A 19064-nucleotide genomic window follows, 5' to 3' on the forward strand; every position below is an offset into this window, starting at 1 on the left:
TCAGTTCATGCTTCGGGGAAACCCCGCAGCAGATACGCGCGCACTGCCCCCAGCAGACCATTGAGGATCAGGCCCAGCAGCGAGATCGTGATCAGCGGCACGAACATGTCGACGGCCTGAAAGGTCCGGGCCGCCGTGACGAGCACATGTCCGAGCCCGTCGCTCGACGTGATCATCTCCGCCAGAAACACCACGATACAGGAAATGACAAGGCCGATCCGGCAACCGGTCAGGATCGACGGCATCGCGGCTGGCAGCACCACCTTGAACAGGATCTGATAGCGCGGCGTTCCCGCCGCCATGGCCGACCAGATCAGCTTCTGCTCCACCGTCGACGCGCCGTAATAGGTAGACAAGAGAATGGGAAAGAGGGCATCCGCCGCCACCAGCGTGATCTTCGATCCGTGGCCGAAACCGAGTAGCAGCAGCAATGCTGGATAGAGCGCGACCTTGGGCAAGGGCGCGAGCACGCGAACGATCGGCCGGACCACGGCGTTGATAGCCGGACTGGCGGCGGCGGCGATGCCGATGCTGACACCGAGCACGACCGCAATGGCGAAGCCGGCAAACAGCCGGATCAGGGTCGCCGCGATCTCCTGCTGAAACGTCCATGTCACGAGTTGCTGAAGCAACCTGCTGAAGACGTATCCCGGCGGCGGCAGCAACACCGCAGGTGCAAAGCCAAATGATACGAGGCCTTGCCACAGCGCGATCACCAGCACGATCGGCGCGAGCCCGAGGATGATGCTGGTGGAGCGAAGCTGCGGCATCATGAGAAGCTCAGCGGCATGTCGAACTGAGGCTCAGACCAGCGCACCAGCCTTGCGCGGACCCGCTCGAAGATCGCATCGAGGCAGATTCCCATCGCGCCGACGATGATGATCATCGCAAAGACGGTGTCGTATTGGCCCATGTCGAGGGCATTGAACAGGATATTGCCGGCGCCGGACTGACGCGCGATCATCTCGCTGGTGATCATCGTGATCAGCGCCAGCACGAGTCCGGTGCGGCAACCGGTCAAGATCTCCGGCAACGCCGCCGGCAGTACGATTCGAACTAGGCGTTGCGCAGGCGAAAGCCCCATGGCGGCGCCCGACCACAGCATCTTCTCTTCCACCGCCTTGGCGCCCTCGAAGCTGTGATAGATCACGGGCAGGCTGACGCCGAGGAAGATCACCAGCGTCTTCGTGATGTCACCGACGCCGAGCCACAGCATGATGATCGGCATCAAGGCGGCCTTCGGCACCGGGTAGATCACCATCAGGAGCGGATTGAAGAAGGCCGCGACGGCCCGGCTGCGGCCCATCAACAGGCCGAGTGGGATCGAGACCGATACCGCTATGCCAAACCCGACCGCCATGCGGCGGAGCGAGGCCAGGATGTTGATCAGCGCTTCCTTGTCGCCGAGGATGTCCGGGATTACACGGATTGCCTCGATCGCCGTCGGGAAGCTGTCGTTCTTCAGCGCGAGTGACGCAACTTGCCATGCCGCAAGAAGCCCGATGCAGGCAAACACCGGCGCGGCACGCTTGGCCAGGGCCGTCAGCGATGTCATGACGCCGATCCCGTATCTTCGACCTCGTCGAACATGCGCTCGATGTCGACGACATATTTCTGGTACCGTGGATCGAGCAGCAGCTCGCTGCGGCGGCGCGGCCGGGGCAGATCAATGTCGATGACCTCGCGGATGCGGCCGGGAGACTTCGACATCATCACGACCTTGTCGGATAGAAAAACCGCTTCGTCGACCGAATGAGTGACGAACAGCACCGTCTTGCGATCACGCTCCCAGATATTCAACAGATCGTTCTGCAGCCGCGTTCGCGTGTGAGCATCGAGCGCGCCGAACGGCTCGTCCATCAACAGAACCTCAGGATGGTAAGCCAACGTTCGAGCCAGTGCCACGCGCTGCTTCATGCCGCCGGACAGCTCCTTGGGATAGAAATTCTCGTAGCCCTTGAGCCCGACCATCTCGATCAAGGCCCGGCTCTGTGCTTCCGCCTCGGTGGTGCGCACGCCCTGCTGGCGAGGGCCATACATCACATTGCCCAGCACGGTCTTCCACGGAAACAACGCGAATTCCTGGAATACCGGACCGCGATCCGGCCCTGGTCCCGTGATCGTCCGTCCCCTGATCTTCGCTGAGCCGCTGGTCGGGCTGACGAAGCCGCCGACGACGTAAAGCAATGTCGACTTGCCGCAGCCGGACGGGCCAAGAATGGAGACGAAGGCTCCCTCCTCGATCGCCAGGGAGATGTCCGATAGCGCCACATGGTCCTTGCGCGCCGAGGTCTGAAATACCTGCGAGACGCTCTCGATCTCGATGATTGCAGAAGCCGGTTTTTGCGGCGTCACCGGTCTCACCCATTCGCTCGATCTCGAAGGCACTACCTTCATCCCGTCTCACTTCATTCGCGCGAACCCTGCGCAACAGGCTTGCTGAACATCCTTCGTCAGCGACGCGAGCTTAGCAAGAAACTTGCCAGGCCATTGGCTGTTTCGGGCAAGTGCGCCGCGTCATCCGAACCAGGGCCATTCCGCGGGCCCCTCATGCGTCACGGCCCCGCCCGGTGCCTGGCCAACCAATCGCGCATATTTGGCGAGGGCGCCGGCACGGTGACGAGGCGGACGCGGCTTCCAATCGTGCCGGCGAGCCGTGAGTTCTTCCTCGTCGACCAGCATATCCATCCGCCGGTTCGCAGCATCGATCCGGATCCTGTCGCCATCGCGTACCAGCGCCAGCGGACCGCCAACGAAGGCCTCGGGAGACACATAGCCGATGCACATTCCGCGGGTGGCGCCGGAGAACCGTCCATCCGTGATAAGGGCCACCTTCTCGCCCATGCCCTGTCCGTAGATCAGCGCGGTGACGCCGAGCATCTCGCGCATGCCCGGGCCGCCCACCGGCCCTTCGTTGCGGATCACGAGAACCTCGCCCGCCCGATAGGTGCGATCACGAACCGCAGCGACGCAGGCCTCCTCGTCTTCGAAAACGCGCGCCACGCCTTCAAAGAACTGGCTCTTCAGGCCCGCGACCTTGATAACCGCGCCGTCCGGACAGAGGTTTCCCTTCAGCACCGCGACGCCGCCATCCGGCATGATCGGCGCGCCAGCCGTGTAAACGATCTCTCCGTCAGGTGCGTTGGCGGTGCCATATTCTTCGGCGATTGTGCGGCCTGTGACAGACAAGCAGCTGCCATCAATATGCCCGCTCTGGATCAGCTCCCGAATCACCACGGCGGCGCCGCCGATATCGTAGACGTCCTTCGCCGTATATTTGCCTCCCGGCCGCAGGTTTCCGATCAGCGGCGTCCTGGCAAAGACCTCGCCGACATCATCGATCGTGAATGCGATGCCGGCCTCGTTCGCGATGGCTGGCAGATGCAGCGCAGCATTGGTCGAACCACCCGTGGCAGCCACAATTGCCGCTCCGTTTTCCAGGGATTTCCGGGTCACGATGTCGCGCGGCAAAGGCCCGCCGCGCTCCAGCATCTCCATGATGAGGCGCCCGGCCCGCCTGGATATCTGCGCGCGCTTGGCATAGACACCCGGCACCATCGACACGTTGGGAATGGTGAGGCCCATCGCTTCAGACACCATCCCCATGGTGTTGGCAGTGAATTGGCCGGCGCACGCGCCGATGGTCGGCAGGCAGGCCCGCTCGATCCGCTCGAGCGTCGCGCCATCGATCTCTCCCGTCATGAAGCTGCCGACCGCCTCATAGGAGTCGAGCACGGTCAGGGTTCGCCCGTCCACGCGGCCCGGCAGCGCGCTGCCGCCATAGATGAAAATGGCCGGCACGTTGCACCGGACCATGCCCATCATCACGCCGGGAAGCGTCTTGTCGCATCCGCCGTAACCGATCAGTGCGTCGTAGGCGAGCCCATGCACGACGGCTTCGATCGAGTCGGCAATCAGCTCCCGCGAAAACAGCGAGAACTTCATCCCCTCGTGATTCATGCTGATACCGTCGGAAACCGATACGGTCGAAAACTCGCGCGGCGTGCCGCCGGCCTCCTCGATTCCGGTCTTGGCCGCGGCGACCTGAAAGTCGTGCGTCATGTTGCAGGGCGTCTGTTCGCCCTTCATGCTGACGACGCCCACCATCGGCTTCGCAATCGCAGCGTCGTCGAGCCCCATGGCGCGCATGAACGCGCGGTGCGGGGCCCGGTCGAGACCATCCGTCGTGATCCGAGATCGAAGCTTCTTCATACGTGCATCTTCTTCATGCAACGTCCCGGATCATCCTGGACGCCGCATCCTTCCCGCTCGGTCCATTCGCCCGATCGCCTATTGCAGCGGAGCGACGATCGTCGAATGCTTGAATTGCGCGACATCCAATCTTGGCAGCATCCCGGTCTCCGCATAGATGTCCAGCATCTTCTGGATCGCGGGGAAATTCGGTGCCGCACCAGGATCGCGGCCGAAATCGTTGTCCTTGAGCAGATAGGTCTCGAGAACCGGAATAGGTGCTTTCAGGACTTCGTTGACGACCTTCAACGTCTCTTCGCGGTTCGCCAGCGCTTTCTTCATGCCGGATGTAATGTCACGCACGTAAGCCTTGACCACTTCCGGATTCTTGTCGACGAAGTCGGCACGGCAGGCTTCCAGGATGTGCACGATGTTCGGCATCGCCTGCGACAGCGAGAACAGCTTGCGCGTGCCACTCTTTGCCTCCGCGCGCGCGGCAAACGGCTGGTTCATGTTGACCGCATCGACGCGGCCCTGCCGCAACGCATCTTCGGAGACGGCAAAGCCGACCTCGACCAGCTTGATGTCCTTGGCCGGATCGATGCCGTTCTGCTTCAGCAACAGGTTGAACGGGCCTTGGGTGCCGCCGCCGATCACGGAAATTCCGACCGTCTTGCCCTTGAGATCGGCGATCGTCTTGATCGGGGAGTCGTCCATGACAGCCCAGTAGACCGAGAAACCACCGGCCTTCTCGAAGACATGCTGCGCCACGATGTAGGCCTTGAGGTTGCCGCCAACCACGCCGTTGGCGAGCGACAGCGGCGCTTGCGTCGCGCAATCCAGCGCGCCGGCCGCCAAGGCCTGCGTCATCGGAGCGGTGCCCTGAAACTGGGTCCATTCGATGTTGTAGGCCTTGCCGATATTGGGAAACTCAGCCGGGCGGCGCATCATCCAGTACTTGGATTCTTCGGCCGGAATCGTCCAGCCGACGCGAATTGTCTGCTGCGCCCATGACGAGCCTGCGCTCGCGCTCACGGCCGCTGCCGCCCCCAAAGCCAGGATCCACTTCGAAACGGTTCGCATCGTGCCCACTCCGCTGCCCAGGCGCCGATCGGCGCCATCCAACCCGACCGCGGCAAATGTTTCATGGTTCAAACAATCAAGCAAGCCATGCCGGCCGCGTGGTTTCGTCGTGGGATACACCATGTATGGTAATGCAACGTCGCGCGGCATCGCGGAGCGACAGATGGAGGCAACCTATGGCTGAAGGGAGCAAGACAAACCCGCAGGGCGTCGAGCGGCTCGGCTATCTCGGCCTTGGACTGATGGGGACGCCGATGAGCCGGCGCCTGCTCAAGGCCGGCCATCAGGTCACTGTCTGGAACCGTTCGGAAGGGAAGATGGCCGCACTCGTGGAGGACGGTGCCAGGCGCGCAGCCACTCCCCGTGACTTGATGGAGAGCTCGGACATCGTCTTCATGTGCGTGACGGATGCGGCTGCCGTGGAAGAGGTGATCTTCGGGCGCGAGAGCATCTCAACAGCGCCCGGCGCGGGTAAGCTCGTGGTCGACTTCTCGTCGATCCATCCTGACGCCGCACGAGACCTTGCAGCCCGATTGTTAGCAGCGAACGGCGCCGGCTGGATCGATGCGCCGGTGTCCGGTGGTACCAAGGGCGCCGAGGAAGGCACGCTTGCCATCATGGCCGGCGGAAAAGCCACCGATATCGAGCGGGTGCGCCCCTACGTGTTGGCCATGGCACGCAGGCTCACCCACATGGGCCCGACCGGCGCCGGCCAGACCACAAAGCTGTGCAACCAGGTGATCGTCGGATGCGCGATGGCCGTTCTTGCGGAAGCAACACGCCTCGCCGTGAACGCCGGAATCGACGCCAGCCGGTTGCCCGAAGCACTCGCCGGCGGCTTCGCGGACTCCATTCCGCTGCAGCTGTTCGTGCCGCGGATGGTCCAGGGGACTCACTCACCACCGCTTGGTCACATCGCCACGATGCTCAAGGACCTCGATACCGTCGCCGATGTCGCGCAGACGACGTTGACGCCGGTGCCCATGGCCTCGCTTGCCGGACAACTTTTCAGGCTCGCCAAGGCCGCGCGAGGCGCGGACGCGGATGCGCTCGAAATCTACAAGCTTTCGGCAGGGAGCGCTGAACCGTCGAGCGCGAACTGAAGCGCGCTAAAGTGACTACTTGCGCTCGGCGTCGGCGAGAAATCGGCCAAACGCGCCTCGCGCGAACAGCAGGGGCTCCTTCGCATTGTAAGTATAGGCCTCGACCGCACCGAGAAAGATCACGTGGTCGCCGCCGTAATAGCGATTGACCGAGCGGCATTGAAAATTCGCGACGCTTTCGGCGAGCACCGGCGCGTTGCCGAGGCCCGGCGTCCAGGCGACACCGGTGAACTTGTCATCAGACGATTTGGCGAATTTGCTCGCAAGCGCCTGTTGCGAAACACCGAGAACGTTGACCGTGAAATGACTGGCGTTCTGGAAGATGATTAGACTAGAGGAATAGACGACCAGGCTCCAAAGAACCAGCGGCGGATTCAGCGAGACCGAGGCGAACGAATTGCACGTCAGGCCATAGGGCTTGCCGTCAGGAGCCGCGGCTGAGATGATCGTCACCCCCGTGGCGTACGTGCCAAGCGCGCTGCGAAAATCTCGGGGATCGATCGGCGAGCTGTCGCTCGCGAGTTCGTTGGCCGGATCGGGAACGGCCGGCTGCTTCGGCAGATCATTCATCGGCCGGCCTCACAGCGTGAGATTCTCGGACGGCAGGCCCAGCGCCACGCGTCCATAATTGGTGCCGGCCGCATCGAAATTGAATGCGAGATGCGAATTGATCGCGTGCGCATCGCGGAATTGCCGCTGCAACGCGCCCGTCGTGAACAGGCCTCGCGCTCCGCTCGCGGCAAACAGCATCGACACCGCATCCGTGCAGAAGTTTACTGAAAAAGCACCGTCGCGCCGATATCTGGTCTTGGTCGCCATATCGGGGATACGACCCCGCCGTGCATCCTCCATGGCATTCAGACAGGCCGAGCGCATGATCAGGCGTGCAGCGTCGATCTTCGCCGAGGCCTCGGCGATCTTGATTTGGGTGCTTTGAAAGTCGCTCAGCTTGGCGTGGTTGTAGGTGGAAATGCGATGACGGACGACCTCCGCATAATCGTCGAGACACGCCTGCGCGTTCCCCAGCGCGACGCCGGAGAGGACGTAGGGAAACAGCGAGAACACCGGAAGCGCATACAGCGGGTTGGGATTGCGCTTGCTTCCCGGCGTCGGGCCGCCGTCGAGATCGCCGACCGCGACCGTCATATCGTCGGGCACGAAAGCGTCCCTGACCTCCACGTCGCAAGACCCTGTCCCCCGCAGTCCCGCGACATTCCAGGTGTCGAGGACCTTGTAGTCGGCTCTCGGCAGCAGAAATATCCGATACTCGATGCCGTCTGCCTCGTCGTCGGAGTAGACGACGCTTGCAAGCATGTTCCATGCGCAAGAGGCAACGCCCGAGGAGAACGGCCAGCTGCCATGGAGCCGGTATCCGCCCGCGACTCTCGTGGCACGCCCGGCCGGAAAAATGAACGAGGACGCGATCAGCGCGTCCGGGTCACGGCCCCAGACCAGATCCTGCGCCCTCGGCTCGAACATGCCGAGCATCCAATGATGGCTCGCCAGATTGGCCAGATTCCATGCCACCGAGGCATCTGCTTGTCCGAGCAGGTCCGCGCAATCGATCAAGGCGACATAGTCGAGTTCTGCGCCGCCAATGCGCTTGGGCTGAAGCATCCGGAACAGGCCCGCGTCGTGCAGATCCTTCTCCGTTTCGGGCGGCAGATGCCGCAACTCCTCCGTCCGCGCCGCCCGCTCTCGCAGCCGTGGGACGAGCGCACGGGCCTTCGCGACCATTGCCGCATGGGCAGTTTCATCGGATTGCGCCGCCGCGGACCGGCCCGCGCTCGGCTCTTGACTAGGCGCCATTCGTATCCCTCGCTTCACGCATTTATGCGGCTGGAACATCGCCAAATCAAGCCAAGGCCGCGCTGGCCGGGTATGGTCGCCCTGAACCCGGCTGCCAGGAAGGATGCGATGTCGCGAAGGCGCCGACATCGCCAAGCCGTGATCCGCAAGCCGCGCGAGGCCTGGCCTGTACGATCAACGCTCAGGCTCAGCCCGACGTCGCGGGTTTGCCCGAGCCAAAGACACCCTTTTGGGCGAACTGCGATATCCGACGTTCGTCGTAACCGAGCGTATCACGCAACACCTGCTCCGTGTGCTCGCCCAGCAACGGAGCAGCCACAGGATCAACCGGGCCGGTCAAGCTCATGGCAATCGGCGGCTCGATGTTCGGGACCCACTCTGCCGTACGATGTGGAATCCGGTTCAAGCGATGGCGCGCTCGCGCCTCCGGTGCATTAAACCCCTCCTCGACCGTCCGGAGATAGCCGACCGGGATATTGGCCAGCTTCATCTTGGTCATCCAGTTCTCGAGAGTATCGCTCGCAAAGACCTCCGCAATGGCTGCCCGCAGAAGCTCCTTGTGCTCGGAACGCGCCTTGCGCGAGGCAAACTGCGGATCGGTGATCAGATCCGGCCGGTTCAGCACTTCAACGACCAGCCGGCGATAGAGCCGGTCATTCGCGCAGGCCATGTAAAGCGGTCCATCGGAGGCCTCGTACACGCCGACGGTAGGAGAGCCACTCGGCGAATTACCAAACCGGCCGGGATTTTCGCCGTTGATCAGATAGGCCATGCCATAGAAGCCGGTCATACCCATCGCGACGTCGAACAGGGCGACCTCGACATGCTGGCCGCGACCGAGTCGATCCCGCGCCAACAGCGCCATCAGGATGGCGTTGCAGGCAGACATCCCCGTCGCCATGTCCACGATGGGCGGGCCGGTGCGAACCGCCGGGCCATCGGCAAATCCGTTGAGCGACATGAAGCCGCTTTCCGCCTGCGTGATCGGATCAAAACCGGGACGCGAGGCAAACGGTCCGGTGCGCCCGTAGGCGGAGATCGAGCAATAGACCAGCCGCGGATTGAGCGGCGCAACCGTTTCATAATCGAGGCCAAATTTCTTCATGACCCCGCTGGAAAAGTTCTCGACGACCACGTCGGCCTTGCGAATCAAATCCAGCGCAATCTCACGAGCCTCCGGCACGGTAAGGTCGAGCGTGATGCCGCGCTTGTTGCGATTGAGGCTCAGATAGGCAGCACTCTCTCCACCGATCTCGGCGTGCTCATACGCACGCGTGTCGTCGCCCCCGTCTGGATTCTCGATCTTGATGACGTGCGCGCCGAAATCAGCAAGCGTCTGCGTACAGGCTGGGCCAGCAACCACACGCGTGAAATCGACGACCAGCAGACCGTCGAGCGCGGTAGGCGCCCTCGTCGCGCGCGACGAACGTTCCGGCAATTGAGGCTTGGTGGGCATCGACGGCGCTCCCTTACATCGGCTTATGGTTGCCGAATGTCCCGCAGGAGCAAACTTAAAGCCCGGCACCGCTGACTTCGCAAGTCCTTCGCCCGCATCGCTTCAATACGCAAAAAGGGCCCGGCAGCTGTCAAGCTGCCGGGCCCTTGAACGTCCGTGTTGCGGTTCATCTCGCGCGAACCATTCTTACGTTGCGTGAATCACGTTCCGCACCACGGGAAACTTCGCTCCATTCGCTCAGCAAAGCGCCTTTCGCCAGTAAAGCGTATGCGACCAAGCCCAGGGCACATGAGGTTCAAAGAGCCGATAGCCCGCCCGGATGAAATTATTGGCAGACACCGGATTGTCCGTCGTATCCGAGACGATGCTGTCCCATCCAATACGCCGTGCCCTTGCCTCGATCACCCGCATCAGCCTGCACTGGAGGTCACGTCCCCGGTGCCGCTGCAACACACCGACCCTGGAGAAATAACCGCCATTTCGAATGTGCGTTGACGGCACGACACCGGCGAAGGCTACTGGCTCATCGCCGTGATAGGCAAGCCACCACGTCCCTAACTCAAATTGTGGCAAGGGAGCCGCATCGAAGAACGTCGACTGATGCAGGTCGGCCAATGTATCGACGATGTCGTCATCGGATGCATCGACGATGCGAATTCTGTACATGGGACGGTCCATTGGAGACGAAATGAACGTGAGTGGAAGTGCAGAATGTCGTGCCGATTGAGGCTCACTTGCCCAGCACGACCGTGACACCTAGCCAAACCGCGCCCATCAGCCCGGTGGCGATCACCGTAATGACGGCTTTGAAGGTGTAGCTCTGCGCCTGCTCCACGCTCGTTCGCCATCGGCGCAGGTGCTGAAAATCAGCCCTCAGCTCCTTTCGGTCGTCATCCTCGATTCCGAAAGACGCCAGCACCGACGCCACCGTCCTCAATACGATCGCATCGATATTCGCTTGCTGAAGCCTGTGTTGCTCAGCCAGCGTCTCGGCAACGATCGCCCTGATCTCGTCATCTGGCATCTTCACCGCTTGATGATCCTCGCAACATTCTCGAAGCCGCGCTTGGCGAAGTAGAAGGAGACAACCAGATTGGCCTGAAGCCCGCGAAAGATGATCAACCCGTCGCCAGGCGTTTCGATTTTGTCGCTGAACAACTGGAAGCCGTGGCCGAGACCAAGACTTGCGATCTTGCCCTCGATCAGCCGCTTGGATGACTGCGCCAGCGTCCGCTGCGCCTCGCGGATGCAGACCGCCAGCGTGCCGCGCTCGGCTTGGCAGGTCTCGACGAGAAGCTCGCCGAAAAAATGCGATTTGCCCGAGCCGCGCCCGCCGTAGACGCCCTTGTAGCGGGCGGGCTTGAGCAGCGGCTCGAAGATCTTGGCCGTCGGAATTTTCAGGATGGACAATGGATGCGCTCGCTCACCCTTTCACAGCCGTTGGCTCAGGCGTCGCGCCCAGCGGTGCCGCCAGCCGCACTCCCGGGATACACGATGATCCGCTCGATCCGGTGAATCAATTCCAGCACGCCATCCTCGCCGTTCTCGATCGGCTGCGCCGCCTTGCCCCAGCCGCGATCGAGGATTGCATTGGCGGCCGAGACACGGGCGGCCGGTGTCGCGTCGTCGCTGCGCATGATGCCGACCAGCACCCTGAGCGCGGTCCTGGTGTGGCTCCGCGCCAGCGAGCGGATTTCGGTCAGGGTGCGCGCGCTGGACGTCTTCCGTCGCGCAGGCGCGCGGACCGGCTCGCTCACGAGGGCAATTTCCATGTCCTCGCTCAAGACAACGTCTCCCACAGCGCGATTGCAACCAGGCCGGCGAGCGCGAGCGATATCAGATAGGCCGTCATCGTCTCTCCTCGACAAAGAAATGCGCGGCAGATCGCGAATGAGGCGCGATCGTTTCGGGCGCGAACCCTATCTCCGCATCCGGAGACCGCAGCGGCGCGAGCACATTGCTCGCGCCGCGGGCCGGCACGTTCGCGCGTGCACGGCCAGCAATGGTACGGACGGCGGCACGCCGATCGGCGCTCCCTCAACGCGTTTCAAGCGAGTGCGTGGCCGTGATGCGTGGGCCGCCGTCCGATTCCGAAAATGGGATACGAAAAAACCCGCGGCGGATGTTGTCCCGCGCGGGCGTTGAGAACTTTTCGATGATGCCACTATGCCAGTGTTTTGCCCGACGGGTCAAGCTCTATTTCGCTTTTTGCGAATTAAAACTGACGGAGACCTTCGGGAAACCATTTCCAGTCAGGCTGCCGGCGTCCCCCGACGTATCAACGAACGAACCGTCCCTGCCCGCGTTAAGCCGGTCAGGAGGATCGACCAATGGCACTGAACATGATTCCGAAAACATCGCGAGACTTGCCCCGCCAGAAGCCGCATATCGACAAGGAGCGCGACACACAAGAGGCCATCGTTGAAGACGCCGGCGAGACCGAGGACAACAACCGCGATCTCGTGCATGGCGAGGGCGGTACCATCGACCTTCCCACCAGGCCCGGCGATCTGTCGAAGGACGATTAGGCCGCTCCGCGAGCGGCGCGACGTGCAAAACATCGCTCATTCGACCACGCCGTGCCGGAACTTACGCCAAGGCGGCCGCGTTTATTCCTTCAGGAAGGAACGTTGTGCGATGAGCCATACCGTACTGGTTGTTGACGACGATCCCGGCGTGCTCGACGTCATCGTCGACATGCTGGAAGATCTCGGCTGCGACGTCATCAGCGCCAATAGCGGCCCGGATGCGCTCGACCGGCTCACGCAGAACCAGGATATCTCCATCCTCATCACCGACATCAACATGCCCGGCATGGACGGTCATGAACTCGCCGAGCTGGCCAGACGACGCCGCCCGGAACTGAAGATCCTGCAATTGTCGGGGCGTGAGCCCCGGCGCGACGGTCTCCCCATGATCAGGAAGCCGTTCTCGTTCGAGGAACTCGCCAGCACCATGCAGCGGACCACAGGCATCTGCTGAAGGTCGCAGGCCCCCGCAAAAAAAACGCCGGAAAGCGCAAAACCCAAAACAAAACCCGCGTCGGATCGCCTCCGCGCGGGTGAACCAAACTCTTTTCGATGATGGCATTATGCCGGTGTTTTGCCCGACGTGTCAACGCGGCGAACGCGGACAAAAGGTTCTCTCTCTCCCCACTCAGATATGTGGTGTGCGACGGGCTTGCTTCAAGCCCCCGCCCCTGCCGTAGAACCCTCGACCCGAACACCATCCCGAGGGGTCTCACATGCCTGTACTGCTTCCGACGTCCCGAACGCGCGACCACGCCAGAACGGCCGGCGCTCGCCACGAAGACCACGCCGTGGTGATCGCCGGCGCTGGCCCGACCGGCTTGATGCTGGCCGCCGAGCTCGCGCTGGCGAATGTCGACGTCGCCGTGGTCGAACGGCGCGCCGATCAGGAACTGGTCGGCACGCGCGCCGGCGGCTTGCACGCGCGCAGCATCGAGATCCTCGACCAGCGCGGCGTCGCGGATCGTTTCCTGCGCGAAGGGCAAATCACGCAGCTCGCGGGCTTCGCCTGGACCAGGCTCGATATCAGCGACCTCCCCACCCGGCACGCCTACGGGCTCGCGCTGCGGCAGAGCCACATCGAGCGCATCCTGGCCGAGTGGGTCAGCGAGCTCGCGGTGCCGATCTATCGAAACCGCGAGGTCACGGGCTTCGCGCAGGACGAGGCCGGCATCGACGTGACGCTGTCCGGCGCCGAGACCTTGCGCGCGAATTATCTGGTCGGCTGTGACGGCGGCCGCAGCCTGGTGCGCAAGGCCGCCGGCATCGACTTCGCAGGCACAGATCCGACGCTGAGCAACCTCATGGCCGAAGTCGAGATGCGGGACGAGCCCGCATGGGGCTTGCGCCACGACGCGCTCGGCTTTCACGGCCTCAGCAAGACCGAGAGCGGACGTGTGCTGGTGGTCGTGACGGAAGCGACGCTCGATCGCACCGGCGCGCCCGGCCCCCGCGATCTCAGCGACGCCCTCGTCGCCGTGTACGGCACCGACTTCGGACTCCACAACCCGTCCTGGATCTCCCGCTTCACCGACGCGGCACGGCAGGCGGTGTCCTATCGCAAGCGTCGCGTGCTGCTCGCCGGCGATGCCGCGCATATCCATCACTCCGTCGGCGGGCAAGGCCTCAACATTGGCGTGCAGGACGCCGTCAATCTCGGCTGGAAACTCGCGCAGGTGGTCAAGGGCCTGTCGCCCGAAACCCTGCTCGACAGCTACCACACTGAGCGCCATCCCGTCGCCGCGCGGACCTTGCGCAACACCATGGCGCAAATCGCCCTGCTCCGCCGCGGCGAGGACGGCCTCAAGGCCGCGCGCGACATCGTCGCCGAGCTGCTCGGCATGGACGCGCCGCGCCAGCGTTTTGGCGCGATGATGAGCGGGCTCGACGTGCACTACGATCTGGGTGAAGACCACGCGCTGCTCGGGCGCCGCATGCCCGATCTCGATTTGACGGTGGACGGGCGTCCGCTGCGACTGTTCACGCTGCTGCACGGCGCGCGCGGCTTGCTGCTCGATTTTGGCAAGACAGGCGGCCTCGACATTACGCCCTGGACCGATCGCATCGATCGCATCGAGGCCGAATACGAGGGCCCGTGGCAGCTTCCGGCGATCGGGCAAGTCGCAGCACCCGGCGCCGTGCTGGTGCGGCCCGACGGGCATGTGGCGTGGGTGGGAGACGAGAGCCTACACGGACTCGCGGACGCGATGACGAGGTGGTTCGGACCGGCTGCGGACTAGCTTCAGGTCGGGCGCGAAGGAACGCGGCTCAAGATTCGAATATTTGCACGCCCAGCGTGCGCAGGCTCATCGACGCTGCCGGCTTGCTGCGGTGGCGTGGGGGCCGGCAGATGAGATAGCGCATCGCGCATCCATCGGGGTAATCCGTTTGTTTAAATGACGAGTCTCCGCAAATACAAAGCCCGCGGCGGATTGCTCCGCGCGGGCTGATCTTCAATGATGCTATTCTGCGAGTGTTTTGCCCGACGTGTCAAATCCGTTGGGCTGCAGGTGCTGTGCTCACTCCTCCATTTTGCGAACGCCCGCCTATTCGCCCCCCCGTCCACATCATCAAGCTGACCGAAACGCAAAGCATCACGCCATACAAGTGGGTCCACCCAAACGAAGAGCGCTAGAGTCTACAAGTCCAAGAGCTTCCAAACAGGCAGACATGTGCAATCTCTATTCGATCACCACCAATCAGGCGGCTATCGCCGAATTGTTCCGGGTGGTCCGCCGCTATGAAGGCAATTTGCCGCCGATGCCGGGCGTGTTCCCGGATTACCCCGCGCCCGTCATTCGCGATGCGGGCGGCGAGCGAGAGATGGTGCTGATGCGCTGGGGCATGCCGCCCCCGCCTCGGACCGGCGGCCCGCCTGTGACGAATATTCGCAACACGTCGTCGCCGCACTGGCGCGCGTGGCTCAAGCCGGAGCATCGCTGCCTCGTGCCGGTCAACAGCTTTGCCGAATACGCGCCGGAGCCGAACCCGGAGACCAAGAAGAAAGACATCGTGTGGTTTGCGCTCGCGGACGCTCGGCCGCTGTTCGCGTTCGCCGGGATCTGGACGACTTTCAATGGTGATCGCGGCACCAAGTCGAAGCCGATCCCCGGGCCGCATCAGGTGTACGGTTTTCTTACCACGACGCCGAATGCGGTCGTGGAGCCGATCCATCCGAAAGCAATGCCGGTGCTGCTGACTACAGCGGAGGAGCGAGACGTTTGGCTAAGGGCGCCGTGGGATGAGGCCAAGGCGCTGCAACGGCCACTGCCGGACGAAACCTTGAAGATTGTTGCGCGCGGCATCGAGAAGGAAGACGCGTTAACCGCTGCTACAGTTGGTTCCTAATATCCGGGCCTTCGGCATGCGCTTCGTCCAAAAGTGAACATTGCAATCGCAAGCACTCAAGTTGAGCAAGTCCCTCAACCGGCTCAACCCGCTCTCGCAATTTAATCCGCCGACATATCATATGATGTGTCTCTCCCGCGGACGAGGGAGTTAAGATTTGTCCATCACCGCAAGGCAATTGGCATCGACCGGTGATGCGACCGCCGAAATTGCTCCCGCCCACACGAACCAGGGAGACGTGCATGCCGACACGCCGACGTTTCAAGCAGACCACGACACTCACCGAACGGCTCGCCGAGGAGGCCGCCCGGCTGCGCGAGGAGGCGCGCGCGCTCGCGCCGGGGCGCCGCCGCGAGATGCTGCTGCGCAGGGCGCGGCAGGACGAGACCGCCATGCACATCGACGCCTGGCTGCAATCGCCCGGACTGAGGGCACCGTCATGACCCTGCAATATCGCGCCTATCTGGTCGGCGACAACGGCGTGTTCCGCTCCGCCGAAGCGTTCGAGGCCGCCTCCGATGCGAACGCCCTCACCTTCGCGCAGCAGTTCACGCGGCACGGCAAGGTCGAGGTCTGGCAGCTCGGCCGCAAGATCGCCGTGCTCGAGCCCGAGTCCTCCGCGCCGGAATTTCTCACGCGTCAATGATCGCGTGATGCGGAGGGCGTCCTGAAGGTCTCGAACGCGAACGAGAACTTGACCTGCATCACGGGACCTTCGGCATCGCGAACGTCGATCGCCATGGTCTGCCTGCCGCCCGCGGCAGGCGCGGACAGGATGGCATCGCGCGCCATGTCCGCGACCGATTTGGCGGCCTCCGCCTGAACGGCGCGCAAGCTGGCCAGCTCCAGCCCTTCCTCGTCGAGCGCTACACCGGTGTCGTCGCGCAGGTCGAAATAATATCGGGGCATTGCAGCATCCTTTGCCCGTAATAGGTCCGAAGCGGACAAAGGGTTTCCAGCGCAGCGAAAAAATCTGGTGGAATCAACAGGTTCCGGGAACTCCGACCTCCCTCCGCGAGCGCGACGCGGAAGTACCTGGTGTCGCGTGCCTGCCCGGTCTCTTGAGGAGATGGAAGCGAGAGGGGCGAACGACGTTCGGCCGCTTCACTCCTCGGCAAGCTTCCCGACGATATAGGCATCCACCGTTTCGGCGAACGAGCGCTGCACGCCGACCGCAGTCCCGTGCTGGTCGAGCGCGTCGCGCTGGAGCACGCGCAGGCCGCGGCCGCGCATGCAGGCCGGCGCCGTGTTCAGATATTGGTCGATGGCGCCCTTTGCGAGCGGGATGGCCTTCGGGTCGCCCCTTGCGATCAGAAGCCGCAAGAGGCTCTGGCATTCGGCCAAGCCTGGCATGGGATCAGCGCCTCACGCGCGCGATTTCGCCGGCCGCTTGACCGGCTGGGTGTGGGTGCCGAACAGCGCCAGCAAGAACGCGACTTCTTCCTTCGAACCAACTTGGATACCGACCTGGATCATGATGATCTCCTTCTCGCCAGGTTGGTCGGGCACAGTGGGCGGGGCGTTCGAGACAATCTGGTTTCAGCACTGTTTCAGGCGTGTTTCATCGCAGCGCGCCATGGCGGGCCAGCAAATTAGGAACAGCTTTTGGGATCAAAAAGTTATTCGGGCGTCGGTCCGGATGCACGACCGGCTACCCCCCACGGCCTCAGCTCGCCCCCCGGGCTGGGGCCGTTTCTTCCCCGCGCAAATTCAACGCGAGCGGGCCAGGTTCTGGTCTCGCCTGGGCTTCTCCCAGGACAGCTTGTTGCAGCCGGAGCACCGGAAGATGGCAATCGCCCCCTCGGGTGAACTGACCGCGTCGATGAATGTCATGGGTTGGTTGCACGCGGCACATATCGGCCGCTGCCTGCTGTCTCGGTTCGCCATGCGCGCAAACGCGGGACAGAGCAGGAGGTTGCTATCGTTCTGGAGGTTCAGGGTGCCAGATCTTCGGAACCTGTTGCTGAAGCAGTACCATCGCCGCCGCTATCTGCTCCCGCGAACGACGCAGCAATTGTCGTGTCGCCTGGCTTGCATCGAGCTGGTGCATTTTCTGCCGGTCGAGATCCGTCTCGAATTCCTAGCTGGTGAGCATGACAAGCTCCCGTGTTCCTGCTCCATTCGCAGCGTACGCCGGGAGGCGATCGAGGACCGTTCAAAAGTGAACGCAGAGCGGGAAGCTCGCCTGCGGGGTTTCGACCCAGCCGGCCTTCAGGGTCCGCGCTTCTGCGTGACGAGGCGCAGCGCGATGCCGTGCTGCCAGGCGCGCACCCTCACGGCGGCTTCGCTGCGACCAAGCTCGCCGGCGATCTCGTCCGGCCGCCAGCCGGCTTCGGCCAGCGCCTTCAGCCGCGCGTGCTCTTCCGCTGTCCACTTCTTCAACAACGGGTAGCGTGATTGCATGGTGGGGAGCTGTCTCGCCTTGCGTGGTCGATGCAGGCGACAAGCGAGCGAAACGGGCGAAGTTCCTATCCGACATTGCCATGCGATGTGGTGCGCGCCATCCCGCAAGTCGGCTGACGCCGAGGACAAGGCCGCGCTCAGATCCAGACGTCCTCGCGGCACGACTCGCAGCGATAGATCAGGACCGAGCAGTCGCGGCTCACGTCGAAGATCGACGTCAGGAAGCGCGTGCCCCTCTCGCATTTGGGACAGGCCGGCCCTGGCTTGAAATGCTGATCCGGCCTCGTTGCCGGGCTTGGCTGTTCGCGGCTCATCTCATCCCTCATTGGACGACTGAGTTCCTAAGTGCCAAAGTGGACATTCGTTCCAACGGCGCGGGCGGAGCTTCTGATAGAGCGGGGGCCTAGCCGCCCCACGATAGCGTGCGCTTCTCGTCGGCTTTGTCCTGAACCATCAAGCGGGTTTGTCCTGAACGATCAAGCCGGCTTGCTGTTGGCGGGTCCCCCCCCCCCCGCAGTTCGTCCAGGCTCTCGAGTGTGGAGATGCGCGCGGCGCGGCGGGCCAGCTCGTCGTAATTTTGCGCCACCTTGCGCAGCACGTCCCGCGTCTCGGGATATTCGCAATTGTCCGCCTTGGTGCGGAATTCTTCCGCTCGCATCCGCCAGTACCGCGGAGGGTGCATCCGCTCGGCTCCCATGGGCCACTCCCCTCGATTGGTCCAACTGTTCATGTTCGTTAATGACGAGCACGTCCGGGAGTTCCGGCGCTGACGTTCCGGCTCCGATCACACGTGCAGATTGCGCACGAACTGCAGCTGACGACGACAGCATCTCGCGGGAAAGATCGACTTTAGTTCAAATGCAGCAGGGCGGATTCGGCAGGATGCAATGGGTTCGCGCCATGCTGGAACACGTCCCTTGCGACAGACGCAACGGGGACAGCTCGGAGAGATCGTCGATGTATGTCGTCGCCGCCGCGTTGCTGGTGCTGTCGGGACTGTTCTACTCCGCGAGCCATCACGAGATCGGCTCGTTCGGCGTCACCATGTGCACCTATGGAAGTGCGTTCTGCGACAACCCGCTGATCGTCTTTTCCGGCGCAGCGCTGGCCGGCGCCTGGGGCATGTTCGTCAGCATCAAATAG

The 19064-nt window shown here is 63.1% G+C and carries 25 protein-coding genes; 8 read left to right on the forward strand and 17 right to left on the reverse strand.

Annotated elements, in window-relative coordinates:
• Nucleotides 1-5 precede the first annotated feature (5 nt).
• The 5 genes from AC0L3S_RS19455 to AC0L3S_RS19475 all read right to left on the reverse strand — a co-directional run bounded on the left by AC0L3S_RS19455 (nt 6) and on the right by AC0L3S_RS19475 (nt 5274).
• Nucleotides 6-773 (reverse strand): ABC transporter permease, encoded by a 768-nt coding sequence (locus AC0L3S_RS19455; RefSeq protein ID WP_473280547.1) that lies wholly within the window; start codon nt 771-773, stop codon nt 6-8.
• Nucleotides 770-1555, reverse strand: coding sequence for an ABC transporter permease (locus tag AC0L3S_RS19460; protein ID WP_473261699.1), 786 nt, complete (start codon nt 1553-1555; stop codon nt 770-772). Before AC0L3S_RS19460 ends, AC0L3S_RS19455 begins: the two co-directional genes overlap by 4 nt.
• Nucleotides 1552-2397, reverse strand: coding sequence for an ABC transporter ATP-binding protein (locus AC0L3S_RS19465; protein ID WP_473261697.1), 846 nt, complete (start codon nt 2395-2397; stop codon nt 1552-1554). Before AC0L3S_RS19465 ends, AC0L3S_RS19460 begins: the two co-directional genes overlap by 4 nt.
• A 120-nt stretch (nt 2398-2517) precedes the next feature.
• The gene (ilvD, locus tag AC0L3S_RS19470; protein ID WP_473280549.1) at nt 2518-4212 is read right to left on the reverse strand and encodes a dihydroxy-acid dehydratase; all 1695 of its coding nucleotides are present in this window, start codon (nt 4210-4212) and stop codon (nt 2518-2520) included.
• Nucleotides 4213-4290: 78 nt separating this feature from the next.
• Nucleotides 4291-5274: an ABC transporter substrate-binding protein gene (locus AC0L3S_RS19475; RefSeq protein ID WP_473280551.1), complete on the reverse strand. Its 984-nt coding sequence runs from the start codon at nt 5272-5274 to the stop codon at nt 4291-4293.
• 131 nt (nt 5275-5405) lie between these two features.
• Here AC0L3S_RS19475 and AC0L3S_RS19480 point away from each other — a divergent pair, with 131 nt between their 5' ends.
• Entirely contained in the window at nt 5406-6377 is a 972-nt protein-coding gene (locus tag AC0L3S_RS19480; protein ID WP_473280608.1) for an NAD(P)-dependent oxidoreductase, read from the forward strand.
• Nucleotides 6378-6392: 15 nt separating this feature from the next.
• Here AC0L3S_RS19480 and AC0L3S_RS19485 read toward each other — a convergent pair whose 3' ends face one another.
• The 7 genes from AC0L3S_RS19485 to AC0L3S_RS19515 all read right to left on the reverse strand — a co-directional run bounded on the left by AC0L3S_RS19485 (nt 6393) and on the right by AC0L3S_RS19515 (nt 11414).
• On the reverse strand, nt 6393-6947 hold the full coding sequence (locus AC0L3S_RS19485; protein WP_473280553.1) for a flavin reductase family protein: 555 nt from the start codon (nt 6945-6947) through the stop codon (nt 6393-6395).
• A gap of 9 nt (nt 6948-6956) precedes the next feature.
• Entirely contained in the window at nt 6957-8186 is a 1230-nt protein-coding gene (locus AC0L3S_RS19490; protein WP_473280555.1) for an acyl-CoA dehydrogenase family protein, read from the reverse strand.
• Between the two features lie 187 nt (nt 8187-8373).
• The gene (locus AC0L3S_RS19495) at nt 8374-9642 is read right to left on the reverse strand and encodes a CaiB/BaiF CoA transferase family protein (RefSeq protein WP_473280557.1); all 1269 of its coding nucleotides are present in this window, start codon (nt 9640-9642) and stop codon (nt 8374-8376) included.
• Nucleotides 9643-9879: 237 nt separating this feature from the next.
• Complete coding sequence (locus AC0L3S_RS19500) at nt 9880-10308, reverse strand: GNAT family N-acetyltransferase (RefSeq protein WP_473261687.1); 429 nt, start codon at nt 10306-10308, stop codon at nt 9880-9882.
• 64 nt (nt 10309-10372) lie between these two features.
• The gene (locus tag AC0L3S_RS19505; RefSeq protein WP_473280559.1) at nt 10373-10672 is read right to left on the reverse strand and encodes a hypothetical protein; all 300 of its coding nucleotides are present in this window, start codon (nt 10670-10672) and stop codon (nt 10373-10375) included.
• Nucleotides 10669-11052, reverse strand: coding sequence for a phage terminase large subunit (locus AC0L3S_RS19510; RefSeq protein WP_473280561.1), 384 nt, complete (start codon nt 11050-11052; stop codon nt 10669-10671). Before AC0L3S_RS19510 ends, AC0L3S_RS19505 begins: the two co-directional genes overlap by 4 nt.
• Nucleotides 11053-11087: 35 nt before the next feature.
• Entirely contained in the window at nt 11088-11414 is a 327-nt protein-coding gene (locus AC0L3S_RS19515) for a hypothetical protein (protein ID WP_473262120.1), read from the reverse strand.
• Nucleotides 11415-11972: 558 nt separating this feature from the next.
• Between AC0L3S_RS19515 and AC0L3S_RS19520 the strand changes: the two genes are divergently transcribed.
• The 6 genes from AC0L3S_RS19520 (at nt 11973) to AC0L3S_RS19545 (ending at nt 16164) form a co-directional block, all read left to right on the forward strand.
• Nucleotides 11973-12170, forward strand: coding sequence for a hypothetical protein (locus AC0L3S_RS19520; protein ID WP_473280563.1), 198 nt, complete (start codon nt 11973-11975; stop codon nt 12168-12170).
• A 109-nt stretch (nt 12171-12279) separates the two neighbouring features.
• Nucleotides 12280-12624 (forward strand): response regulator, encoded by a 345-nt coding sequence (locus tag AC0L3S_RS19525; protein ID WP_473280565.1) that lies wholly within the window; start codon nt 12280-12282, stop codon nt 12622-12624.
• A 262-nt stretch (nt 12625-12886) separates the two neighbouring features.
• Nucleotides 12887-14410 carry an FAD-dependent monooxygenase gene (locus AC0L3S_RS19530; protein WP_473280566.1) on the forward strand — a complete coding sequence of 508 codons (1524 nt, stop codon included), beginning with the start codon at nt 12887-12889 and terminating at the stop codon, nt 14408-14410.
• Nucleotides 14411-14840: 430 nt separating this feature from the next.
• Complete coding sequence (locus AC0L3S_RS19535) at nt 14841-15518, forward strand: SOS response-associated peptidase (protein ID WP_473280569.1); 678 nt, start codon at nt 14841-14843, stop codon at nt 15516-15518.
• A 242-nt stretch (nt 15519-15760) separates the two neighbouring features.
• A complete protein-coding gene (locus AC0L3S_RS19540) occupies nt 15761-15961 on the forward strand; it encodes a hypothetical protein (protein WP_473280571.1) in 201 nt (66 codons plus the stop codon).
• Nucleotides 15958-16164, forward strand: a complete 207-nt coding sequence (locus AC0L3S_RS19545; RefSeq protein WP_473261674.1) for a hypothetical protein — start codon at nt 15958-15960, stop codon at nt 16162-16164. Before AC0L3S_RS19540 ends, AC0L3S_RS19545 begins: the two co-directional genes overlap by 4 nt.
• Here AC0L3S_RS19545 and AC0L3S_RS19550 read toward each other — a convergent pair.
• The 5 genes from AC0L3S_RS19550 to AC0L3S_RS19570 form a co-directional block, all read right to left on the reverse strand.
• On the reverse strand, nt 16158-16427 hold the full coding sequence (locus AC0L3S_RS19550) for a DUF6894 family protein (protein ID WP_473280573.1): 270 nt from the start codon (nt 16425-16427) through the stop codon (nt 16158-16160). The two genes, AC0L3S_RS19545 and AC0L3S_RS19550, sit on opposite strands and share 7 nt — an antisense overlap.
• Before the next feature lie 195 nt (nt 16428-16622).
• Entirely contained in the window at nt 16623-16871 is a 249-nt protein-coding gene (locus AC0L3S_RS19555) for a hypothetical protein (protein WP_007612758.1), read from the reverse strand.
• 858 nt (nt 16872-17729) lie between these two features.
• Nucleotides 17730-17921: a hypothetical protein gene (locus tag AC0L3S_RS19560; RefSeq protein WP_473261667.1), complete on the reverse strand. Its 192-nt coding sequence runs from the start codon at nt 17919-17921 to the stop codon at nt 17730-17732.
• Nucleotides 17922-18058: 137 nt separating this feature from the next.
• Entirely contained in the window at nt 18059-18235 is a 177-nt protein-coding gene (locus tag AC0L3S_RS19565; protein WP_473261665.1) for a hypothetical protein, read from the reverse strand.
• 89 nt (nt 18236-18324) lie between these two features.
• Complete coding sequence (locus AC0L3S_RS19570) at nt 18325-18618, reverse strand: hypothetical protein (protein WP_473280576.1); 294 nt, start codon at nt 18616-18618, stop codon at nt 18325-18327.
• A gap of 260 nt (nt 18619-18878) precedes the next feature.
• Here AC0L3S_RS19570 and AC0L3S_RS19575 point away from each other — a divergent pair, with 260 nt between their 5' ends.
• Complete coding sequence (locus tag AC0L3S_RS19575) at nt 18879-19064, forward strand: hypothetical protein (RefSeq protein ID WP_007612773.1); 186 nt, start codon at nt 18879-18881, stop codon at nt 19062-19064.

Source organism: Bradyrhizobium sp. Ken01 (assembly GCF_055807355.1).